At 67.7% G+C, this 19,048-nt stretch carries 21 protein-coding genes and 1 pseudogene; 14 read left to right on the top strand and 8 right to left on the bottom strand.

The features are described 5' to 3' along the window. Positions 1-5: 5 nt before the first annotated feature. Positions 6-641, bottom strand: a complete 636-nt coding sequence (locus B5Y19_RS17185) for a TetR/AcrR family transcriptional regulator (RefSeq protein WP_055726362.1) — start codon at positions 639-641, stop codon at positions 6-8. A 76-nt stretch (positions 642-717) separates the two neighbouring features. Between B5Y19_RS17185 and B5Y19_RS17180 the strand changes: the two genes are divergently transcribed. Beyond that, positions 718-1,323 carry an NAD(P)H-dependent oxidoreductase gene (locus B5Y19_RS17180; RefSeq protein WP_055726363.1) on the top strand — a complete coding sequence of 202 codons (606 nt, stop codon included), beginning with the start codon at positions 718-720 and terminating at the stop codon, positions 1,321-1,323. Between the two features lie 31 nt (positions 1,324-1,354). Here the strand turns inward: B5Y19_RS17180 and B5Y19_RS17175 are convergent, their stop codons facing one another. Beyond that, a complete protein-coding gene (locus B5Y19_RS17175) occupies positions 1,355-2,473 on the bottom strand; it encodes a D-alanine--D-alanine ligase family protein (RefSeq protein ID WP_055726364.1) in 1,119 nt (372 codons plus the stop codon). Between the two features lie 91 nt (positions 2,474-2,564). Next, positions 2,565-4,082: a sensor histidine kinase gene (locus B5Y19_RS17170; RefSeq protein WP_055726365.1), complete on the bottom strand. Its 1,518-nt coding sequence runs from the start codon at positions 4,080-4,082 to the stop codon at positions 2,565-2,567. A 148-nt stretch (positions 4,083-4,230) separates the two neighbouring features. Between B5Y19_RS17170 and B5Y19_RS17165 the strand changes: the two genes are divergently transcribed. The 5 genes from B5Y19_RS17165 (at position 4,231) to B5Y19_RS17145 (ending at position 7,043) form a co-directional block, all read left to right on the top strand. Beyond that, complete coding sequence (locus tag B5Y19_RS17165; protein ID WP_055726366.1) at positions 4,231-4,719, top strand: thermonuclease family protein; 489 nt, start codon at positions 4,231-4,233, stop codon at positions 4,717-4,719. A gap of 137 nt (positions 4,720-4,856) precedes the next feature. Beyond that, complete coding sequence (locus B5Y19_RS17160) at positions 4,857-5,468, top strand: glutathione S-transferase family protein (RefSeq protein ID WP_055726367.1); 612 nt, start codon at positions 4,857-4,859, stop codon at positions 5,466-5,468. After that, a complete protein-coding gene (locus B5Y19_RS17155; protein WP_055726368.1) occupies positions 5,468-5,935 on the top strand; it encodes a hypothetical protein in 468 nt (155 codons plus the stop codon). The genes B5Y19_RS17160 and B5Y19_RS17155 overlap by 1 nt, the downstream gene beginning before the upstream one ends. Next, entirely contained in the window at positions 5,935-6,402 is a 468-nt protein-coding gene (locus B5Y19_RS17150; protein WP_139384443.1) for a hypothetical protein, read from the top strand. The genes B5Y19_RS17155 and B5Y19_RS17150 overlap by 1 nt, the downstream gene beginning before the upstream one ends. After that, positions 6,399-7,043 carry a uracil-DNA glycosylase family protein gene (locus tag B5Y19_RS17145; protein WP_055726370.1) on the top strand — a complete coding sequence of 215 codons (645 nt, stop codon included), beginning with the start codon at positions 6,399-6,401 and terminating at the stop codon, positions 7,041-7,043. Before B5Y19_RS17150 ends, B5Y19_RS17145 begins: the two co-directional genes overlap by 4 nt. Here B5Y19_RS17145 and B5Y19_RS17140 read toward each other — a convergent pair. The 3 genes from B5Y19_RS17140 to B5Y19_RS17130 all read right to left on the bottom strand — a co-directional run bounded on the left by B5Y19_RS17140 (position 7,037) and on the right by B5Y19_RS17130 (position 10,002). Beyond that, the gene (locus B5Y19_RS17140; protein ID WP_055726371.1) at positions 7,037-7,420 is read right to left on the bottom strand and encodes a porin; all 384 of its coding nucleotides are present in this window, start codon (positions 7,418-7,420) and stop codon (positions 7,037-7,039) included. The genes B5Y19_RS17145 and B5Y19_RS17140 overlap by 7 nt on opposite strands. 145 nt (positions 7,421-7,565) lie before the next feature. Further along, positions 7,566-8,660 (bottom strand): TRAP transporter substrate-binding protein, encoded by a 1,095-nt coding sequence (locus tag B5Y19_RS17135; RefSeq protein WP_055726372.1) that lies wholly within the window; start codon positions 8,658-8,660, stop codon positions 7,566-7,568. 253 nt (positions 8,661-8,913) lie between these two features. Then, positions 8,914-10,002 carry a TRAP transporter substrate-binding protein gene (locus B5Y19_RS17130; RefSeq protein ID WP_055726373.1) on the bottom strand — a complete coding sequence of 363 codons (1,089 nt, stop codon included), beginning with the start codon at positions 10,000-10,002 and terminating at the stop codon, positions 8,914-8,916. 187 nt (positions 10,003-10,189) lie between these two features. On the opposite strand from B5Y19_RS17130, the gene B5Y19_RS17125 reads away from it, so the two are divergent. Genes B5Y19_RS17125 through B5Y19_RS17115 form a run of 3 tightly spaced genes read left to right on the top strand, consistent with a single transcriptional unit; the run spans position 10,190 to position 12,560 of the window. Continuing rightward, on the top strand, positions 10,190-10,702 hold the full coding sequence (locus B5Y19_RS17125) for a GNAT family N-acetyltransferase (protein ID WP_055726374.1): 513 nt from the start codon (positions 10,190-10,192) through the stop codon (positions 10,700-10,702). A 26-nt stretch (positions 10,703-10,728) separates the two neighbouring features. Continuing rightward, positions 10,729-11,781, top strand: coding sequence for an agmatinase (speB, locus tag B5Y19_RS17120; RefSeq protein WP_055726375.1), 1,053 nt, complete (start codon positions 10,729-10,731; stop codon positions 11,779-11,781). After that, complete coding sequence (locus B5Y19_RS17115) at positions 11,778-12,560, top strand: hypothetical protein (RefSeq protein WP_055726376.1); 783 nt, start codon at positions 11,778-11,780, stop codon at positions 12,558-12,560. Before speB ends, B5Y19_RS17115 begins: the two co-directional genes overlap by 4 nt. A 21-nt stretch (positions 12,561-12,581) precedes the next feature. Here the strand turns inward: B5Y19_RS17115 and B5Y19_RS17110 are convergent, their stop codons facing one another. Then, positions 12,582-13,256: a spermidine synthase gene (locus tag B5Y19_RS17110; protein WP_055726377.1), complete on the bottom strand. Its 675-nt coding sequence runs from the start codon at positions 13,254-13,256 to the stop codon at positions 12,582-12,584. A 184-nt stretch (positions 13,257-13,440) separates the two neighbouring features. Between B5Y19_RS17110 and B5Y19_RS17105 the strand changes: the two genes are divergently transcribed. The 4 genes from B5Y19_RS17105 (at position 13,441) to B5Y19_RS17090 (ending at position 17,110) form a co-directional block, all read left to right on the top strand. Beyond that, on the top strand, positions 13,441-14,643 hold the full coding sequence (locus tag B5Y19_RS17105) for an MFS transporter (protein WP_055726378.1): 1,203 nt from the start codon (positions 13,441-13,443) through the stop codon (positions 14,641-14,643). A 204-nt stretch (positions 14,644-14,847) separates the two neighbouring features. After that, positions 14,848-15,621, top strand: coding sequence for a transporter substrate-binding domain-containing protein (locus B5Y19_RS17100; protein WP_055726379.1), 774 nt, complete (start codon positions 14,848-14,850; stop codon positions 15,619-15,621). Between the two features lie 65 nt (positions 15,622-15,686). Beyond that, positions 15,687-16,397 (top strand): ABC transporter permease, encoded by a 711-nt coding sequence (locus B5Y19_RS17095; RefSeq protein WP_055726380.1) that lies wholly within the window; start codon positions 15,687-15,689, stop codon positions 16,395-16,397. Beyond that, positions 16,394-17,110, top strand: a complete 717-nt coding sequence (locus B5Y19_RS17090; protein ID WP_055726381.1) for an ABC transporter permease — start codon at positions 16,394-16,396, stop codon at positions 17,108-17,110. Before B5Y19_RS17095 ends, B5Y19_RS17090 begins: the two co-directional genes overlap by 4 nt. Positions 17,111-17,279: 169 nt before the next feature. Here the strand turns inward: B5Y19_RS17090 and map are convergent, their stop codons facing one another. Continuing rightward, entirely contained in the window at positions 17,280-18,029 is a 750-nt protein-coding gene (gene map / locus B5Y19_RS17085; protein WP_055726382.1) for a type I methionyl aminopeptidase, read from the bottom strand. 113 nt (positions 18,030-18,142) lie between these two features. On the opposite strand from map, the pseudogene B5Y19_RS17080 reads away from it, so the two are divergent. Beyond that, a pseudogene (locus B5Y19_RS17080) lies at positions 18,143-19,033 on the top strand (NAD(P)-dependent oxidoreductase); the annotation flags it as partial. Positions 19,034-19,048 lie beyond the last annotated feature (15 nt).

Here is a 19,048-nt window from a genome sequence, read left to right as displayed (position 1 = left end):
GAGGACTAACGTCCTGCGCCTGCGTGTCGCTCGATCGCTGCAAGGATGAGCTGGCGCAGCTCCATCTGTGCTTCGTCGCGCGATATGTCGCCGGTCACGGCCGCTCCCGACAAAGCTTCGGCCGCACCGAGCACGCCCCAGAATGCGGCGGGCGGGATAGGCTGTTCCGCAAAGGGCTGAAACACGGTGCGGCACTTCGCGATGAAGGCTGCGTTGTAGCCGCGCCTCAGCTGTTCCAGTTCCGGTGAGCCGGCAAGCGCGGCCGTCACCCCGGGGATCTCGCTTCCCTGGGTCAGCACGCAGTCGAGATAGCAGGCGGCAATCACGCCGGCGCGCGCGTCGAGTTCCGGCGCGGAGCTCGCGAGCATTTCGTCCATCAGCGCGGTCTGGCGCGCATCATACTCGCGATAGAGCGCCGCGAGCAGGCCGGCACGCGTGCCGAAATGGTCGTAGACCACCGGTTTGGTCACGCCGGCTTCCTCGGCCAGCCGGCCGAGACTCAGCGCGTCCGTGCCTTCGCGGCGGATCAGGCTCCACGCCGTTTCCAGCAGCTGCCGGTAACGCTCCTCGCGCGTCAGGCGGCGGCGTAGCGGCATGGTGCCCGTCGTCGCGGGGGCAGGGGAGGCAGCTCGGCTTGACATTCAATATACCATTAGTAACTTACTAAAAGTATATAGCGTTGCCGAATGCTGCGCAATCCACCGAGGATCATCAACCATGCACGGCCTCATCGTGGTTTCCCATCCGCTGCCCGGTTCGTTGACCGGTGCGGTCGCCAGACAGGTCGCCGCCGGCCTCGAGCAGGCCGGCCATAGCTTCGAGCTGGCCGATCTCGCGGCCGAGGGCTTCGATCCCCGCTTCAACCCCAACGATGTCGCGGTTCACCTCAGGCAAACTGTCGTCGACCCCGTCGTTGCCGCCGAGCAGGCGCGGGTCGAGCGAGCCGATGCGCTCGTCCTCGTGTATCCGGTCTATTGGTGGTCTTTCCCAGCCCTGCTGAAGGGCTGGATCGACCGGGTCTTCGTCAATGGTTGGGCCTATGAGGAAACACCGGACGGTACGGTCGTGCGGAAACTCGGCCACCTGCCGATTCATCTCGTCGCCATCGGCGGTGCCGATCTGCGAACCTATGCGCGCCACGGCTATTTCGGCGCGATGAGAACGCAGATCGAGCACGGCATCTTCGGCTATTGCGGCGCGCCTGTGCGCCGGTCCGAACTGCTGGTGCCGGGCGAGGCCCGCGATGCCGCGGAGATGGTGGCGGCGGCAGAGCGGGTCGGGCGCGCGATCTTCGAGCCGGCTTCCTCCGCCCGGGCGGCCTGATCCGCCAGCCCTTCCCGTGTGTGATCGCCGCTCAGGAGGCGTAATCCGTCTTCAGCCCGGCGCGTTCGGCGTGATGTTCCTGCGCCAGCTCGATCAGGCGGGTGATGAGCGCGGAGTAGGGCAGCCCGGAGGCCTCCATCATCTTCGGATACATGCTGATCGCGGTGAAGCCGGGCAGCGTGTTGATCTCGTTGAAGTAGAAGGCGCCGCTCTTGCGGTCGAGGAAGAAGTCGACGCGCGCGAGCCCGCTGCATTCCAGCGCGAGGAAGGCGTCGACCGCGAGCTTGCGCACGCGCTCCATCTGCGTGGCGTCGAGCTTTGCCGGCAGGTCGACGCTGGCGCCGTCCTGGTCGATGTATTTCGCTTCATAAGAGTAGAATTCGTGCTGGGGCCCGGCGTTGAGTTCGCTCGCGACGCTTGCCGCCGGCGGATCGCCGTCGAGCACCGCGACCTCGATCTCGCGCGCATCGATGCCCTGCTCGACCAGCACCTTGGTGTCGTACAGGAAGGCGTCCGTCAGCGCGGCGTCGAGCTCCTCCCAGCTTTTGACCTTATGGACGCCGACGCTGGAGCCCATGTTGCAGGGCTTGACGAAGACCGGCAACGTCAGCTGCGCGCGTGCCGCCTGGGCCGAGCCTTCCGGATCGCGGCGCCAGCCGCGCCGCGACAAGGCGAGATAGGGCGCGACCGGCAGGCCGGCGAGCGCGGCGAGGCGCTTGGCGATGTCCTTGTGCATGCCGACCGAAGAGGCGAGCACGCCGGAGCCGACATAGGCCGCGCCAGAGAGCTCCAGCAGGCCCTGCACCGCGCCGTCCTCGCAAAGCGGCCCGTGCATCACCGGAAACACGACGTCGACCGGCTCGATCGCCGGGGCCGCATTGTCGGCGGGCAGGACGGCGGTGCGGCTGCCCAGCGCCTCGAGCCGGACCGCGGGGGAATCCGACGGAATCGGCAGGCTCTCGCCATTGGTCGCGTCGATGCTGCGCAGGTCATGGCACTGCCAGCGTCCCTGCTTGTCGATGCTGATCGGCACGGGCTCGAACCGCTCGCGGTCGAGATGGCGCAGCACGGAGGCCGCGGATTTCAGCGAGACCTCATGCTCGCCCGACTTCCCGCCATAGAGCACGGCGACGCGCGTTTTCCGGTTCATGCTTCGAGATCCAGATGGGAGAGGCGGGAGCCGCCGGGAGGGAACGGCTACGATGTTTCGTAACTGTGGGGCGAGATTCGGGCGAGGGCGCTCAGGCTGCTCGGGTCTTCGGCTCGGGCAGCGCGGCAAGCGTGTCCATGACGCGCTCGGCCGGCAGCGTGATCGTGACTTCAGTGCCGGCCCGCGGCTTCGATTTCAGCTTGAAGCCGCCGCCATGCAGCTCGATCAGGCCCTTGACGATCGGCAGGCCGAGGCCGGAGCCCTGTTCGGCGGTCTTGATCGCCAGCGAGCCGCGCCCGAAGCTCTGCATCACGATCGGGATCTCGTTCTCGGGGATGCCGGGGCCGGTATCGGCGACCGACACATACTGGCCGCCCGCCGCCGTCCAGCCGACCTTGATGGTGATCTCGCCGCCCTGCGGCGTGAACTTGATCGCGTTCGAGAGCACGTTGAGGACGACCTGCCGGATCGCCCTTTCGTCGGCCCAGACGCGCGGCAGGTCGGGCTCGGCGAGCGCGCGGATGGACTGGCCCTTGGCCTTGGCGCGCAACGCCAGCATGTGCTGGCAGTCGTCGACGATGTCGGAGAGCGACAGGGCCTCCTCGTTCAGCTCGTATTTGCCGGCCTCGATGCGCGAGAGGTCGAGGATCTCGTTGATCAGGTTGAGCAGATGCTGGCCCGAGCCGTGGATATCCGCGGAATATTCCCTGTAGGCGGCGTTGGCGTGCTCGCCGAAGATCTCGTTCTTCATCACCTCGGAAAAGCCGAGGATGGCGTTCAGCGGGGTGCGCAGCTCGTGGCTCATCGTCGCCAGGAAGCGTGACTTGGCGAGGTTGGCCTCCTCCGCCTTGCGCCGGGCCTCGTCGGAATTGGCGTTGGCGGTCTCGAGCTCGGCGATCAGCGCGTCCTTTTCCGCCCTGAAGCCGATCGAGGCGACGGAGCTGGCATAGAGCCGGTTGGCGAGGAAGATGAAGAAGAGCTGCGCCGCCGCAGCCATCAGCGCCATGGTGACGCTGTCGATGTCCCGTCGTTCCCAGAAGAATGCGGAGATGCCGGCGATGATCGGGAGCAGCCCCGCATAGACGGCCATCGGGATCGTGGCCGAAAGCATGACCGTGAGCGCGCTGACGATCAGCAGCGCCGTCGTGACGAAGACCTTGGCGCCGGGCGCATCGACCGTGGCGAACAGCAGGAGCAGGGCCGACCAGGACAGCCCATGGAAGCCCTCCGCCGCCGCGAACAGCCGCCGCCAGAGCGCGAGCCGGACCGTTTCCGCCGGGGCGCTGAGATAGCGTCGCGCCAGCGCCACGATGACGAGCGCGCTGAGCAGGACGGTGCTGCTCCACAATGCGACCAGGCGCGTCGGCAGCCAGAGGCAGGCGCCGGCGGCGACGCCGACCACCAGCACCAGCGTGCCGACCGAGCCGGCCAGCCGGTATTGCGCGAAGACGCGCAGCAACTCGTTGTCGAAGGCACGTTCGAGACCGGTCGAGGAGGTCAGCCGCTCGCGCACGGATTTGACCTCGCGGGTGACCAGCTTGCGCCGCGCCACGGCCGAAGGGTCGGGTCCGCGCCCGCGCTGCAGCTGTTCGGCCGTCACTTCCGCCATGGTCGGGAGCGTGTATCCTCGTTCGGCCGTGCGGCATGCACGGCCGGCTCGCCATCATGGACACCAAATCGTTAAGCTCTTCCTGATGGCACCTTTCGGATTTGGTCGCTCCCGCTCTGGACCCTTCGGCTGGCGCCGGGTCGGTCGCATGACCGACCTGGTCGTGGCGCTCGGCCTGCTCGGCTTTCTGGCACTGGCGGGCGCGATCCTGCAGCATCGCCTCGGCCCGGCCCGGGAGCTGGTCGGGCCGGCGCAGGCGATCGACGGCGATTCGCTCCGGCTGCTCGGCGAGGAGCTTCGGCTGGAGGGGATCGATGCGCCGGAATACCGCCAGAGCTGCACAGCGCCCGACGGCCGGCAGCTCGCCTGCGGCCGCGAAGCGCGCCGCGCGCTGCAGGCCATGCTGGCGAGGGCAAACGTCTCCTGCGAGATCGGCAAGGCCGACCGCTACGGCCGCGGTCTCGCCCGCTGCCGGCAGGGCGAGACCGATATCAACGCCTGGCTCGTGCGCGAGGGGCACGCTGTGTCCTATGGCGCCTATCAGGCGGAAGAGGCGGCGGCCCGGGCCGCCGGGCGCGGCCTCTGGGCGCTGCGCTTCGAACGGCCGGAAGCCTGGCGGCGCGCTCATCCGCGCTGAAGCCTGCATGCGGGCGGAGGAGAGCCGAGAACGTCCATATGCTCCGGCGGCGCCATGCTCGCGTCACGAAGCGGCAGCATGTGGTTGACCTGCCGGCGCGGGCCGTGATCCGGTGCGCCGGAGACGGAGAGGGATCGATGAAGCTCTATGACGGCGGGCGGGCGCCGAATCCGCGGCGGGTCCGCATCTTCTTCGCGGAGAAGGGCATTCCGTTGCCGGAGCTGGTCCCGGTCGACATCGCAAAGAAGGAGCACAGGACGGAGGCCTTCACCCGGCTGAACCCGCTGCAGCGCCTGCCGGTGCTCGAGCTCGACGACGGCACGGCGCTGGCAGAGACCATGGCGATCTGCCGTTATCTCGAGGCCCTGCACCCGCAGCCCGCGCTCTTCGGGAGCGATGCGAAGGAGCAGGCGACGATCGAGATGTGGAACCGGCGCGTGGAACTCGGCCTGTTCGCGAGCGTGGCCGCCGTCTTCCGCCACAGCCACCCTGCGATGGCGGAACTCGAGACGCAGATCCCGGAATGGGCCGAGGCCAGTCGCGACCAGGTCGACGACCATCTCTGGCTGCTCGAACTGCAACTGGCCGGAAGCCCCTTCCTGTGCGGGGAAGTCCTGACGGTGGCCGACATCACCGCCGGCATCGCGATCGACTTCATGAAGCCCTCACGCATTCCGCTGCCGGAGGAGTTCGCTCAGATCCGCCGCTGGCATGGCGAGCTCTCGGCGCGGCCGAGCTGGAAGGCATGATGCGGCTGCCCGTTCTGGCCTTGCTGGCGCTGCTGGCATCGACGCTCGCGTCGCAGGCGGCCGAGCGGCTGAGCGGAGAGGCGATCGAACGCGCCTTCCGCGGCAATACCGTATCGGGCCGATACACCAATGGCGGCTTCTTCACCGAATATCACGATCCGGACGGGCGGGCGCTCGGCCATAATGGCTGGCAGCCCAATACCGATGCCTGCTGGATCACCAAGCCGGATCGCATCTGCTACTATTACGGTCCGCCGAGCGACCGCACCGTGCATTGCTTCACGGTCGAGATGAGCGGCGATCTCTACGTGCTGCGCAATGTCGGCAACGGCATGATCAACGCGCTCGCCAGGGTCGAGCTCGGCAATCCGCGCAATCACGGCGACAACGGCACGCCCTGGTATTGCGACGGCTTGATCTCGCGCGCGCCGCAAGCGCCGATGAGCCGCAGGCTGGCGCAACGCTGATGCGACGAAGAACCTGTATCGCGGTCGGCGTCATCGGCCTTTTGGCGGCGACCGCCGCAACCGCTGCCGAGCGGCTGAACGGCGAGCAGATCCGGCGCATCTTCGAGGGCAATACCGTCACCGGCCTCTATACCGGCAGCAACCTGCCGTTCAGCGAGTATCATCACCCCGATAGCCGGGCGAGCGGCCATAACCGCGGCGTGCCGAACAATGACGCCTGCTGGATCACGACCGCCGATGCGGTCTGCTATTACTACGGTCCGCAGGAGAAGCGCCGCACCTATTGCTTCACCATCGAGACCAGCGGCGATCTCTATGTCATCCGCAGCCGTCCGAGCGGGCGCATCAACGGCCTTGCCCGCATCGAGAAGGGCGACCCGCACGGCTATGCCGCCAAGCGGTCCGATTGGGCCTGCGACGGGCTGATCTCGCAAGCGCCGGGGCGCTCCAGGTTGGCGCGGCGATGAGCGAGGCGGAAACGCTGGACGAAGTGCTGGCCGAGCTGCGCGCCTGCCGGATCTGCCGCGACGCCCCGCTCTACCTGCCGCCGCTGCCGCATCAGCCCCGGCCGGTCATCCAGGCCTCGGCCACGGCCCGGCTGTGCATCGCCGGCCAGGCGCCCGGGACACGGGTCCATGCCAGCGGCCGTCCGTTCACCGACCCGTCTGGCGTGCGGCTGCGCAGTTGGCTCGGCATCGACGAGGCCGCCTTCTACGATGCCGCGAAGGTCGCCATCGTGCCGATGGGCCATTGCTTCCCCGGTCTCGACGCCAAGGGCGGCGACAAGCCGCCGCGACGGGAATGCGCGCCGACCTGGCGGGCGCGCGTCTTCGCGGCTATGCCGCGGATCGAGCTCGTGCTGGCGGTCGGGCGCTATGCCCAGAACTGGCATCTCGGGGCCGGCGAGGCCGCCAATCTGTCCGCGACCGTGGCGCGCTGGCGCGAAATCCTGGACCGGCCGGTCCGGCCGCGAATCCTGCCGCTGCCGCACCCGTCCTGGCGCAACAATGCCTGGCTCAGGCGCAATCCCTGGTTCGAAGCGGAGCTGGTGCCGGCTCTTCGCGCCGAGGTGGCGCAGCTGCTCGCCCTGCCGGACGAGCCTCAGTAGCGGAAGGGGCCGGAATCGAGCCCGCGATTCACCTGGCCGCGGACGCTCACCACCGAGCGCACGGGGCCGAGGTTCGTCTGGCCGCGGCTCTCGAGATAGACCATCCCGTCCGTCCGGCTGCCATAGCCGTTGCGCGAACTCTTGCCGAATTCGGCGCGGACCCCGCCGCCGGCCCGCACGCAGAAGCTCGAACCCTCCATCCTGACGAAGCCGGCACCGTATTCGGGGCAGGGGCGGATGCCCTTTGCCGGGGCGGGCGTGGGCTTGCTGTAGGCGGCGCGCGGCTCGGCCCGGCCGGGCAGGGGCTGGCCGATCGACTGCGCGCCGGCGGCTGTCGCGAGCGAGGTCAGAAACAGGGCGAGGGCGATGCGGCGCATGGCAGGTTCCGAAGCGATGGCTTGGCATACTGAGCCAGCAAGGCGCGGTTGTGGCAACCGCAGAGGCTGCACGATCCCGTGTCCGGCCATGAAAAACCCCCGGCTTGCGCCGGGGGAGTGGGTCTCGCGCTCAAGCTCCGTTGAATCAGAGCTGATTTGAAACGCGCGAGCGGATCAGGAAATTGTCGAAGGTGTATTCGGCGATCTGGAACCAGAGATATTCGTCGCTCCGGAAGGCCGACATCGAATCGTAGATCTTCTTGAAGTCCGGATTCTTGGCGGAGGTTTCGGCATAGACCTCCTTCGACGCTTTCAGGCAGGCTTCGAGAATCTCCTGCGAGAACGGGCGCAGCTGCGCGCCGCTCGCGACGAGGCGCTTCAGCGCGGTCGGGTTGCGCGCGTCGTATTTCGCCTGCATGTCGATATTGGCCTGGGCGGCCGCCGTCGTCAGCAGCGACTTGTAGGTCTTCGGCAGCTCTTCCCATTTCTTCGTATTGATGAAGAAATGCAGCGAGGCGCCGCCTTCCCACCAGCCGGGGTAATAGTAGAACGGCGCGACCTTGTTGAAGCCGAGCTTCTCGTCGTCGGCCGGACCGACCCATTCGGCCGCGTCGATCGTGCCCTTTTCCAGCGCCGGGTAGATGTCGCCGCCGCCGATCTGCTGCGGCACGACGCCGAGCTTGCTCATCACCTGCCCGGCGAAGCCGCCGACCCGCATCTTGATGCCTTGCAGGTCGGCCGCGGTCTTGATCTCCTTGCGGAACCAGCCGCCCATCTGGCAGCCGGTATTGCCGCCGGGCAGGGCGTAGATGTTCGACTTCTTGTAGAACTCGTTCAGCAGCTCGTTGCCGCCGCCATGGTAGAACCATGCGTTCTGCTGGCGCGAGTTGAGCCCGAACGGCACGGCGGTGCCGAAGGCGAAGGTCGGGTCCTTGCCGACATAGTAGTAGGAGGCGGTGTGGCACATCTCGACGGTGCCGTTCGTGACCGCGTCCGCCGCTTGCAGCGCCGGCACGATTTCACCGGCGGCGAAGACCTGGATCTGGAAGTTGCCATCGGTCGCTTCGGAGACGGCCTTCGCCAGCACTTCCGAGGCGCCGTAGATCGTGTCGAGCGATTTCGGGAAGGACGAGGTGATCCGCCATTTTATCTCCGGCATCGGCTGCGCAATGGCCGGACTTGCGATCGCCCCCGCGGCTGCTCCAACCCCCGCTGCCCTCAAAAACTGACGTCGCTTCATCAAATGCCCTCCCTCAAAGGCAATGCGCGCCGGTGTTCCGGTCGTCGCTGACGGGAGAAAGCAAAGCAGGTTTGTCGGTTGATACAAGAGGTATTTGCATGGCGATCATGCATTTAATTCATGTGTTGCGGCAATGTGTCGCCTGCCCCGGAGCCGGTCGGCGGTGCGTCGAGCAAATGGCGCTGCCGGCATGAAAAAGGCCCGGCTTGCGCCGGGCCTCTGAAATGGAAGCCGAAGCCGCTGCGGGCAGCGATCAGCGCGCGCGGGTGCGCACCTGGAAGACGTCGAAGCTGAGCTCCGCGACCTGCCACCAGAGGTACTGGTCCGAACGGAAGGCGGCCATGGCCTCGATCGCCTTCTTGAAGTCGGGGTTCTTCGCAGAGATCTCGGCATAGACCTCGTTGGAGGCCTTGAGGCAGGCCTCCATCACGTCCTGCGGGAACGGGCGCAGCTGCGTGCCGGCCGCGACCAGGCGCTTGAGGGCGGGCGGGTTCTGCACGTCGTACTTCGCCGTCATCGAGTTGGTGGCGACGGCGCCGGCAGCGGCGAGCGCGGCCTGATAGGCCTTCGGCAGCGCGTTCCACTTCTCGATGTTGATGAAGGCGTGGACGGCCGGGCCGCCTTCCCAGAAGCCGGGATAGTAGTAGTAGGGCGCGACCTTGGAGAAGCCGAGCTTCTCGTCGTCATAGGGGCCGACCCATTCGGCGCCGTCGATCGTGCCCTTCTCCAGCGCCGGGTAGATGTCGCCGCCGGCCAGCTGCTGCGGCACCACGCCGAGCTTCTGCAGCACCGCGCCTGCGATGCCGGCGATGCGCATCTTCATGCCCTGCAGATCGGCAACGGACTTGATCTCCTTGCGGAACCAGCCGCCCATCTGGGCGCCGGTGCAGCCCGCCTGGATCGCGTGGACATTGTACTTCTTGAAGAAGTCGGCGAAGAGCTCGCCGCCGCCGCCATTGCTGAGCCAGGCGTTCTGCTGGCGCGTGTTCAGGCCGAACGGCACGCAGGACGGGATCGCGAAGGTCGGATCCTTGCCGACATAGTAGTAGGCGACGGTGTGGCACATCTCGACGGTGTTGTTCGAGACGGCGTCGAGCGCCTGCAGGCCGGGGACGATCTCGCCCGCCGCGAAGACCTGGATCTGGAACTTGCCGTCGGTCAGGTCGGAAACGGTCTTGGCCAGCGTCTCGCCGCCGCCATAGATGGTGTCGAGCGACTTCGGGAAGCTCGACGTCATGCGCCACTTCACCTCGGGATTCGACTGCGCGATCGCCGGCATGGCGATAGCGGTGCTCGCGGCCGCCCCAGCCGCAGCAGTCTGCATAAACTGACGACGCTTCATTCGGAACTCTCCTCGGAGGTTTGGCGGGTGCGAGCGTTGCGAAACCGGTTCTGTCGCTCGGCGTTCAGACGCGCGTTGTAGCGAATGGATTTTCGAATCGCGAGCGATTTCATCGCCGTTTCTTGCGACTTTCGGCTAGTTTTCGCCGGTGACTTGGCCGGTCTCCGCTGCGGTGCTTTAAGCAACCATGATCGAGACCGAGAACCTGCATCTGCGCCGCCCGCTAGAGTGCGATCTGGACGCCATCCACGCCATGCGCAGCGACCTGGATATCATGCGCCACCTCGGCGGCCGGGCGCTCACCCGCGAGGAAGCCTGGCACCGGCTGACGCGCCTCGTCGGGCACTGGACCCTGCGCGGCTACGGCATGTTCGTCATCGTCGAGAAGGGCAGCGGTGCGGTCGTCGGCGAGGTCGGCTTGTTCGACGGCTGCCGGGGGCTGTCCCCGGCTTTCGACAGAGCTCCGGAGGCCGGTTGGATCCTCGCCGCGCAGGCGCATGGCAAGGGCTATGCGAGCGAGGCGGCGGCCGCTGCCCATCGCTGGTTCGCGCAGACCCATGGCGAACAGCGCAGCGTCTGCATCATCGCTCCCGACAATCTCGCCTCCCTACGCGTCGCGCAGAAGCTCGGCTACAAGAGCTTCGGACAGGTCGACTATCAGGGCGGGCCGGTGACGATGCTCGAACGCATCCCCGACTGACGGCTCGCAAGGCCAGGGAGACAGGCATGGACCAGGAAAAGCTCGCCAGGTTGCGACAGCGCTATGTCGGCGCCGGGGGCGGCGACATTCACGACCCGCGCTTCGCCAAGGTCGCGGCCGCCCAGTTCACCGGCGACAAGCGCAAATGGCCCTTCGCCGACGTCGCGACCTTCGTCGGTGCGCCCTATCGGCCGGATGCCCTGGCCAAGCCCGATCTCGGCGGGCTCGACGTCGCCATCATCGGCGTGCCGATGGATCTCGGCGTCACCAACCGGGCGGGCGCCCGCCTCGGGCCGCGCGCGGTGCGCGCCATCGAGCGCATGGGGCCGATGGACCATGCGCTGGGCACCGCGCCCTTCACCATGCTCAAGGCGGCCGATATCGGCGACGTGCCGTTCCGCTCGCGCTATTCGCTCGAAAGCTGCCACGAGGACATCGAGGCGACCTTCAGGACGATCGTCGAGGCCGGTGTTTCGCCGCTGGCTGTCGGTGGCGATCATTCCATCACCTACTCGATCCTGAAGGCGGTCGGTGCCAAACGCCCCGTCGGCATGGTCCATATCGACGCCCATTGCGACACGTCGGGCCCCTATGAGGGTTCGAAGTTCCACCATGGCGGGCCCTTCCGGCAGGCGGTACTCGACGGCGTGCTGGACCCTGAGCGCGTCATCCAGATCGGCATCCGCGGCGGGGCGGAGTATCTGTGGGAGTTCTCCTACGACTCCGGCATGACCGTGATCCATGCGAACGAGGTCGACGATCTCGGCCTCGAGGCGGTGATCGCAAAGGCGCTGGCGGTGATCGGCGACGGCCCGACCTATGTCTCCTTCGACGTCGATTCCCTCGATCCCGGCTTCGCGCCGGGCACCGGCACGCCCGAAGTCGGCGGCCTCAGTCCGCGCGAGGCGCTGGCGATCCTGCGCGCGCTCAAGGGACGAGACATCGTCGCGGCGGATGTCGTAGAGGTGGCGCCGCAATACGACGCGACCAGCAACACGGCGCAATGCGCAGCGCAGGTGCTCTTCACCGAGCTCTGCCTGCTCGCGGAAGCCCGCGCCGCAGGAAAAGGACGGCCATGACCATCAATCGATCGATCGCACGGATCGCGACGACGGCGGGACTCTGCCTTTTCGTCTGGGGCGCGCGGGCCGAGGTGCCTGCCAACGGCCAAGCCTATATGGACGCCGCCTTCACCTCGGTCGAATCGCTGATCAAGGCCTCCCAGACCCTCAAGCCGGTCCTGCCGCGCCTTGCCGATCCCGTCGACGGCAAGGTGCTGGCCGATCTCTGGAACGCGCCGGCGATCCTCGGGAAGGGGCCCTATGCGGCGCCCGACATCACGGCCCTGCTCGACATCATCCAGAAGCAGACGCGTGTCCTGCAGATCTACGCCCTGTTCACGCCGGAGCCCGGCCGGAAGGAGCCCGACCAGGCGGCCAACGCGGTGGAGTTCCAGGACGAGCTGACCCGCAGCCGCTCCTTCCTCCTCAAGGCGGTCGGCGCGGCGCTGCCCGCGATCAACGATTTCGCGACCAATCTGAAGCCGGAGGAGAAGACGGACGCCCGCATCCGCGGATTGCGGGAAATGCGCGTCGGCCTCCAGGAGATCGTGGTCGGCTCCGCCCTGGCGCTGCGCAGCCCCGGGCTGCGCGATGGCAACCGGCTGCTGCTCGCGCGCGGCTTCGCCGAGAATGCGGCCGGCATCGCCGCGGGGCTGGAGCAGCCGGACCGGCAGGCGCTGGTCGGGGCGTTGCAGGCGGCCAAGCCGAACCTCAAGCCGGACGCACAGAAGGCGATCGCCGAGTTCGTCACCGCCTTCTCGGCCGCGCCTTGCGAGGGGCTCTGCAAGCTCGATTGAGGCGCTCGGGTCGCGCCGCCGTCAGGGCGCCCGCGCCAGCCAGATCACATGCCGTGCGCCGCCGCCTGTGCGGCGCGCCCGCACCGTGACCTCCTCCACGGCGAAGCCGGCGCCGCGCAGGCGCCTCGTGAAGCCGTGATCCGGTCCCGATGACCAGACCGCCATGATGCCACCCGGCCGCAGGGCTGCCTTGGCCTCGTGCAGGCCGCGGGCGGCATAGAGCTGGTCGTTGCCGGCCACCGTCAGCCCTTCCGGGCCGTTGTCGACATCGAGCAGGATGGCGTCGTAGCGCTGCTTCCCGGCCCCGATCACGGCGGCGACATCGGCGACGTTCAGCACGACGCGGGGATCGTCGAGGCTGCCGGCGAAGAGGGCCTCCATGGGGCCGCGCGCCCATGTCACGACGGCCGGGATCAGCTCCGCCACTTCCGCCGTGGCATCGGTCGGCAGGCAGGCGAGGGCGGCCCGCAGCGTGAAGCCCATCCCGAGCCCGCCGATCAGCATCTTCAGGCCCGGCCGCGGTCCCAGGCGGTCGCAGACGAGCTTGGCCAGCGCCTCCTCGGAGCCGCTCAGCCGGCTGTTCATCAGCTCGTTGCTGCCGAGCATGATCGAGAACTCGCTGCCGCGCTGCTTCAGGCGCAGGGTGCCACTGCCGTCGGGCAGGGGGGCGGTATCGAGGACAGTCCAAGGAATCACGTTGCGCTCGTCTGTATCCGGAACGGCCGCTTGTAGCCGAAAGCGAGGCCGCCGTCCGGGGAAGCACTGCGATATGCACCGAGCGCATGAATTCCGGTAATGATTGCGGGTGTTGCGGCGTCGGGTGAATGGCTATGTCGTGCTGCGGTGCAGCATCGCGCCGCCACCCTTCCGAAAGCCCAGCATGACCCTCGCCGCGAATGACCGCAGCCTGAACCCGGCCGAATCCGCCCTTCGTCCGACGCCCGTCGGGCTCGTGCTGTTCGCGCTCGCCATGGGTGGCTTCGCGATCGGCACGACCGAATTCGCGGCGATGAGCCTGCTGCCCTATTTCTCGGCCGGTCTCGACATCGACGAGCCGACGGCCGGGCATGTCATCAGCATCTATGCGCTCGGCGTCGTCGTCGGCGCGCCGCTGATCGCCGTGCTGGCGGCCCGCGTGCCGCGCCGCACGCTGCTGATCGGCCTGATGAGCGTCTTCGCGCTCGGCAACGGTCTCAGCGCGCTGGCTCCGGACTATCACTGGATGCTGGCCTTCCGCTTCCTGAGCGGCCTGCCGCACGGCGCCTATTTCGGCGTGGCGGCGCTGGTCGCGGCCTCGCTCTCGCCGCCGAACCGGCGGGCACAGTCGGTGGCGCGGGTCATGCTGGGCCTGACGATCGCGACGATTCTCGGTGTCCCGGCGGCCAGTTGGATGGGACAGGTGCTCGGCTGGCGCTCCGGCTTCGCCATCGTCGCCGCGCTGGCGCTGCTGACGGTGCTGCTGATCACGCTCTTCGCGCCGCGCGACACGGTCCGGCCTGGCGCGAGCCCGCTGCGGGAACTCGGCGCGCTCAAGCGTCGCCAAGTCTGGCTGACGCTGGGGACGGGCGCGATCGGCTTCGGCGGTCTTTTCGCGGTCTATGCCTATCTGGCCTCGACGCTGATGGCGGTGACCGGCGCCTCGCCGGCGCTGGTCCCGGTCGTGCTCGCCGTGTTCGGGCTCGGGCTGACGCTCGGCACGCTCTTCGCCGGCTGGGCCGCCGATCGGGCGCTGGTTCCTGCCACGGCCGGGCTGCTGCTCTGGAGCGCCTTCTGGCTCGCGGCGTTCCCCTTCGCGGCGGGGAACATCTGGACGGTGTCGCTGGTGGTCTTCATGATCGGCAGCGGCGGCGGCCTCGGCGCCATGCTGCAGACCCGCCTGATGGACGTCGCCGAGGATGCGCAGACTCTCGCCGCCGCGCTCAATCACAGCGCTTTCAACATGGCCAACGCGCTTGGCCCCTGGCTCGGCGGGATGGCGATCGCCGCGGGCTTCGGCTGGACCTCGACCGGCTGGGTTGGCGCGGCGCTGGCGCTGGGCGGCCTGGCGATCTGGATCGTCGCGGTGCTCGATTCGCGCCGCTGAGGCCCCGGCGCGGACAGGGCGCGGGCAGGGCCTGTCTTCTCCTTTGGCAGTATTGACCGCTGCTGCCGGCCCTTTGGGCGGGGCAGCCGTGAAAAGCTGCGTCGGTCCCTCTTGCGGGTGGCGCGAAACTGCGCCCAATCTGTCGCAACGGTGCCGGACCGGAACAAGAGCAAGGCCGGCGGCTCCGAAACTGCGGGAGGTCCCATGAAAGGTTTCGTTCGTTTCGCCGCTGCTGCGGCGCTGACGCTGGCCGGCGCGACAGGCGCACTCGCCCAGGCCAAGGAGTGGAAGGAGATCCGGATCGGCACGGAAGGTGCCTATCCGCCCTACAACAACCTGAACGCCAAGAAGGAGCTCGAGGGCTTCGAGATCGATTACGGCAACCTTCTCTGCGAGAAGATGAAGGTGAAGTGCACCTGGGTGGTGCAGGACTGGGACGGCATCATCCCGGCGCTGCAGGCGAACAAGTACGACATCATCCTCGCCGGCATGAACGCCACCGAGGAGCGCCGCAAGCAGGTCGACTTCACCACGCCCTACAGCAAGACGCCGATCTGGATGATCGGCCCCAAGAGCACGAAGTCGGACGACATCTCGCCGGCGGCCCTGAAGGGCAAGTCGATCGGCGCGCAGGGCTCGACGATCCACGCGAACTATGTCGAGAAGTTCTACAAGGATTCGACGGCGCGCCTCTATCCGACGCAGGAGGAGGCCAATCTCGACCTGCTCAACGGCCGCCTCGACTACATCGTCGCCGACGCGCTCGCGCTCGCCGACTTCCTCAAGGGGCAGGGCAAGGACTGCTGCAAGCGGATCGCCGAGGTGAAGCGCGACGACGCGATCCATGGCGCGGGCGTCGCCGGCGCCGTCCGCAAGTCCGACACCGCGCTGAAGGCGCTGGTCGACAAGGCGATCGCCGAGACCGTCGCCGACGGCTCGCTGAAGAAGCTCGAGGACAAGTGGTTCAAGTTCGAGTGATCTGACGCTCCCCCGCCGGCCGCTTCAGGCCGGCGGGTTTCGGTCCCTCGCGCGCCGGCCCTCCCATGTTCGACAAAATCGCACTGCTCGGCTTCGGCCCCGGTGGCTGGGGCTGGGCCCTGCTGCAAGGCGCCGCCAACACCATCTCGGTCGCGCTCGCGACACTGCCCTTCGGCCTGGCGCTCGGCCTCGTCATCGCCCTGTGGAAGCGCTCCGACAGCGTGATGCTGCGGGCGCTGGCGACGATCTACACCACCGTGTTCCGCGGCGTGCCCGAGCTGCTGACGCTCTACATCATCTATTTCGGCATCCAGGTCCTGGTTCAGCAGGTCTGGAGCGGCTTCTCGATTCCGCCCTTCGGAGCCGGCATGGTCGCGCTCGGCCTGGTGCTAGCGGCCTTCTCCAGCGAGGTCTGGGTCGGCGCCCTGAACTCGATCCAGAAGGGTCAGCGCGAGGCTGCCGCTGCGCTCGGCCTGTCGAAGGCGCAGGCCTTCCGGCTCGTCGTCTTCCCGCAGTTGATCCGCGTGGCGCTGCCCGGCCTCGGCAACAACTGGATGGTGCTGCTGAAGGAGACCTCGCTGATCTCGGTGATCACGCTTCAGGACATCATGTTCATCGCGACGCGGGCCAATGTCGTGACCAAGGAGCCGTTCCTCTTCTTCGGCACAGCGATGCTGCTCTACTTCTTCTTCTCGCTGGTCTCCGCCTGGGGCATCGGCAAGCTCGAGGAGCGCACCAATCGCGGCTTCGCCGCCTTCGGCGGAGCGACGCGATGAACTGGTGCGAATATCCCGGCTACTGGATCGGCAGCGAGGTCCTGCAGAACTATGGCTGCCGAATGGCGAGCGGCCTTTGGATCACCTTCGAGCTGGTGGTGATCTCGGTCGCACTCGGCTTCCTGCTGGCGCTGGGCCTCGCCGTCGCCAGACTCTACGGACCGCGCTGGGCGAAGCTCGCGATCCAGGGCTACACCACTTTCTTCCGCGGCACGCCGCTGCTCTGCCAGCTCTTCCTGGTCTATTACGGCTTCGGCCAGTTCCGCGGCTTCTGGCAGGACATCGGCCTGTGGTGGTTCTTCCGCGAGCCGTTCTACTGCGCGCTCTTCACCTTCACCATCAACACTGCTGCCTACCAGGCCGAGATCCTGCGCGGCGCGATCCAATCGATCCCGCGCGGGCAGTTCGAGGGGGCCTCCTCGCTCGGCCTGCATCGCTGGGCGACGCTTCGCCTCGTCGTCATGCCGCAGGCGATGATCCTGGCGCTGCGCCCGCTCGGCAACGAGCTGATCGTGATGATCAAGTCGAGCGCCATCACCTCGCTGGTGACCCTGTTCGACCTGATGGGCGCGACGCGGCTCGCCTTCGCGCGTTCCTTCGACCTGTCGATCTATCTCTATGCCGCGCTGATCTATCTCGTGCTCGTCGAGATCATCCGTCGCGTCTGGGACAGGCTCGAACTCAGGCTCAGCCGCCATATGGCGCTGCGCTGAGCCGGACGGAGCGGTTTTCGATTGGGCTGAAGCGGGGGCCCGTCATCACGAGGAGCGAAGCGAAGCAATCTACGGGGCGTAAGGTTGGGCGTTTCTCCCAGCCCTCCTGGATTGCTTCGCTTGCTCGCAATGACGGTTCAGCTTGACCGCAGGTCGCTTCGCTCGACCCCTATGGCAGGGTCAGGACGACGGCGCCGCGCGGGGTCGCGACGACGGTGTGCTCGTACTGGACGGTGGGCGCGCGCGGCTCGCTGTAGAGCGTCCAGCGATCGCGGTCGCCATTCTCGGCCCAGTCCGCCCCCAGCGACAGAAACGGCTCGACGGTGAAGACGAGCCCGTTCGTCATGGTCCGGCGCTCGCCTCGGTCGGGCCAGGTCGCGATCTCGGTCGGCTCCTCATGGAGCGAACGGCCGACGCCGTGGCTCGCCAGATTTCGCACGAGCGTATAGCGGTTCTTCTCGGCGAAGCGCCCCACGGCCTGGCCGATGCCGGCCAGCGGCTTGCCTGCGCCGACCTGCCCGATGCCGGCCCAGAGCGCCCGCCGCCCGTCGCGGCACAGGCGCTCGATCCGGGGCTGGACCGGCGGCACGGCGAAGGAGGCGCCGGTGTCGGCGAAGAAGCCGTCCTTCTCCGCCGAGACGTCGATATTGACGAGGTCGCCCGCCAGGATGCGCCGCTCGCCGGGGATGCCGTGGGCGATCTCCTCGTTGACGCTGATGCAGGTCGCGCCCGGGAAATCATAGGCGAGTTCAGGCGCCGGGCGTGCGCCGTGCCGTTCGAGGAAATCGCGCCCGATCGCATCGAGTTCCGCCGTGGTCATGCCGGGCTCCAGCGCCTTGCCCATGGCGGCCAGCGCGCGGGCCACGATGCCGCCGATGTCCTTGAGCGCCTGCAGGTCGTCGTCGTTCGATATGGTCATGGATCTTGAGCTAAGCCGCCCGCCGCCCGGCCGCAACGGGAAAAGCCGCATGGGCGGCTGGCGCGCATCCGCCTTTCCGGCCCGGTCGCCGCACGCTAAAGCGGGAACAGTCTTCGGAGAGAAAGCGGGAGCTCAACATGGCCAAAGTCGCGTTCATCGGTCTCGGCGTGATGGGGTATCCCATGGCCGGCCATCTCAAGGCCAAGGGCCATGACGTCACCGTCTACAACCGCAACCCGACGAAGGCGCAAGGATGGGTCGCCCAGCATGGCGGCGTCTCGGCCGCCACCCCGGCCGATGCGGCGAGGGGCCAGGAGATCGTCTTCGCCTGCGTCGGCAATGACGACGACCTGCGCTCGGTGACCACGGGCGAGACTGGCGCCTTCGCCGGCATGGAGAAGGGCGCGGTCTTCGTCGACCACACCACGGCTTCCGCCAATGTCGCGCGCGAGCTCGCCGAGGCGGCGAAGCGGGGCGGCTTCGGCTTCGTCGACGCGCCCGTCTCGGGTGGCCAGGCCGGTGCCGAGAACGGCGTGCTCACCGTGATGTGCGGTGGCGAGCCCGAGACCTATGCCCGCGTCGAGCCGGTGATCGCGAGCTTCGCGCGCATGTGCAAGCTGATGGGCCCGGCCGGCTCCGGCCAGCTCACCAAGATGGTCAACCAAATCTGCATCGCCGGCCTCGTTCAGGGGCTCTCGGAAGGCGTCCATTTCGCCAAGCGCGCCGGGCTCGATGTCGAGACCATGCTGGAGGTGATCTCCAAGGGGGCCGCCGGCTCCTGGCAGATGGAGAACCGCGGCAAGACGATGAACCAGAACAAGTTCGACTTCGGCTTCGCCGTCGACTGGATGCGCAAGGACCTCGGCATCGTGCTCGACGAGGCCCGCCGCAACGGCGCGCAGCTGCCGGTCACGGCACTGGTCGACCAGTTCTATGCCGAGGTGCAGAAGATGGGCGGCAATCGCTGGGATACCTCCAGCCTGATCGCCCGCCTCGAAGACTGAGGCCGGATCCGGCCC

The sequence above is a fragment of the Allobosea thiooxidans genome, assembly GCF_900168195.1.
Classification (GTDB): Bacteria; Pseudomonadota; Alphaproteobacteria; order Rhizobiales; family Beijerinckiaceae; genus Allobosea; species Allobosea thiooxidans.
The sequence above is the reverse complement of the archived record's forward strand: the minus strand, read 5'-3'. Positions and strand labels throughout refer to the sequence as shown.

Bases quoted from the DNA above. Each gene is read 5' to 3' on its own strand.
- B5Y19_RS17185 (WP_055726362.1), bottom strand. From the start codon at position 641: ATGTCAAGCCGAGCTGCCTCCCCTGCCCCCGCGACGACGGGCACCATG.
- B5Y19_RS17180 (WP_055726363.1), top strand. From the start codon at position 718: ATGCACGGCCTCATCGTGGTTTCCCATCCGCTGCCCGGTTCGTTGACC.
- B5Y19_RS17175 (WP_055726364.1), bottom strand. From the start codon at position 2,473: ATGAACCGGAAAACGCGCGTCGCCGTGCTCTATGGCGGGAAGTCGGGC.
- B5Y19_RS17170 (WP_055726365.1), bottom strand. From the start codon at position 4,082: ATGGCGGAAGTGACGGCCGAACAGCTGCAGCGCGGGCGCGGACCCGAC.
- B5Y19_RS17165 (WP_055726366.1), top strand. From the start codon at position 4,231: ATGACCGACCTGGTCGTGGCGCTCGGCCTGCTCGGCTTTCTGGCACTG.
- B5Y19_RS17160 (WP_055726367.1), top strand. From the start codon at position 4,857: ATGAAGCTCTATGACGGCGGGCGGGCGCCGAATCCGCGGCGGGTCCGC.
- B5Y19_RS17155 (WP_055726368.1), top strand. From the start codon at position 5,468: ATGCGGCTGCCCGTTCTGGCCTTGCTGGCGCTGCTGGCATCGACGCTC.
- B5Y19_RS17150 (WP_139384443.1), top strand. From the start codon at position 5,935: ATGCGACGAAGAACCTGTATCGCGGTCGGCGTCATCGGCCTTTTGGCG.
- B5Y19_RS17145 (WP_055726370.1), top strand. From the start codon at position 6,399: ATGAGCGAGGCGGAAACGCTGGACGAAGTGCTGGCCGAGCTGCGCGCC.
- B5Y19_RS17140 (WP_055726371.1), bottom strand. From the start codon at position 7,420: ATGCGCCGCATCGCCCTCGCCCTGTTTCTGACCTCGCTCGCGACAGCC.
- B5Y19_RS17135 (WP_055726372.1), bottom strand. From the start codon at position 8,660: ATGAAGCGACGTCAGTTTTTGAGGGCAGCGGGGGTTGGAGCAGCCGCG.
- B5Y19_RS17130 (WP_055726373.1), bottom strand. From the start codon at position 10,002: ATGAAGCGTCGTCAGTTTATGCAGACTGCTGCGGCTGGGGCGGCCGCG.
- B5Y19_RS17125 (WP_055726374.1), top strand. From the start codon at position 10,190: ATGATCGAGACCGAGAACCTGCATCTGCGCCGCCCGCTAGAGTGCGAT.
- speB (WP_055726375.1), top strand. From the start codon at position 10,729: ATGGACCAGGAAAAGCTCGCCAGGTTGCGACAGCGCTATGTCGGCGCC.
- B5Y19_RS17115 (WP_055726376.1), top strand. From the start codon at position 11,778: ATGACCATCAATCGATCGATCGCACGGATCGCGACGACGGCGGGACTC.
- B5Y19_RS17105 (WP_055726378.1), top strand. From the start codon at position 13,441: ATGACCCTCGCCGCGAATGACCGCAGCCTGAACCCGGCCGAATCCGCC.
- B5Y19_RS17100 (WP_055726379.1), top strand. From the start codon at position 14,848: ATGAAAGGTTTCGTTCGTTTCGCCGCTGCTGCGGCGCTGACGCTGGCC.
- B5Y19_RS17095 (WP_055726380.1), top strand. From the start codon at position 15,687: ATGTTCGACAAAATCGCACTGCTCGGCTTCGGCCCCGGTGGCTGGGGC.
- B5Y19_RS17090 (WP_055726381.1), top strand. From the start codon at position 16,394: ATGAACTGGTGCGAATATCCCGGCTACTGGATCGGCAGCGAGGTCCTG.
- map (WP_055726382.1), bottom strand. From the start codon at position 18,029: ATGACCATATCGAACGACGACGACCTGCAGGCGCTCAAGGACATCGGC.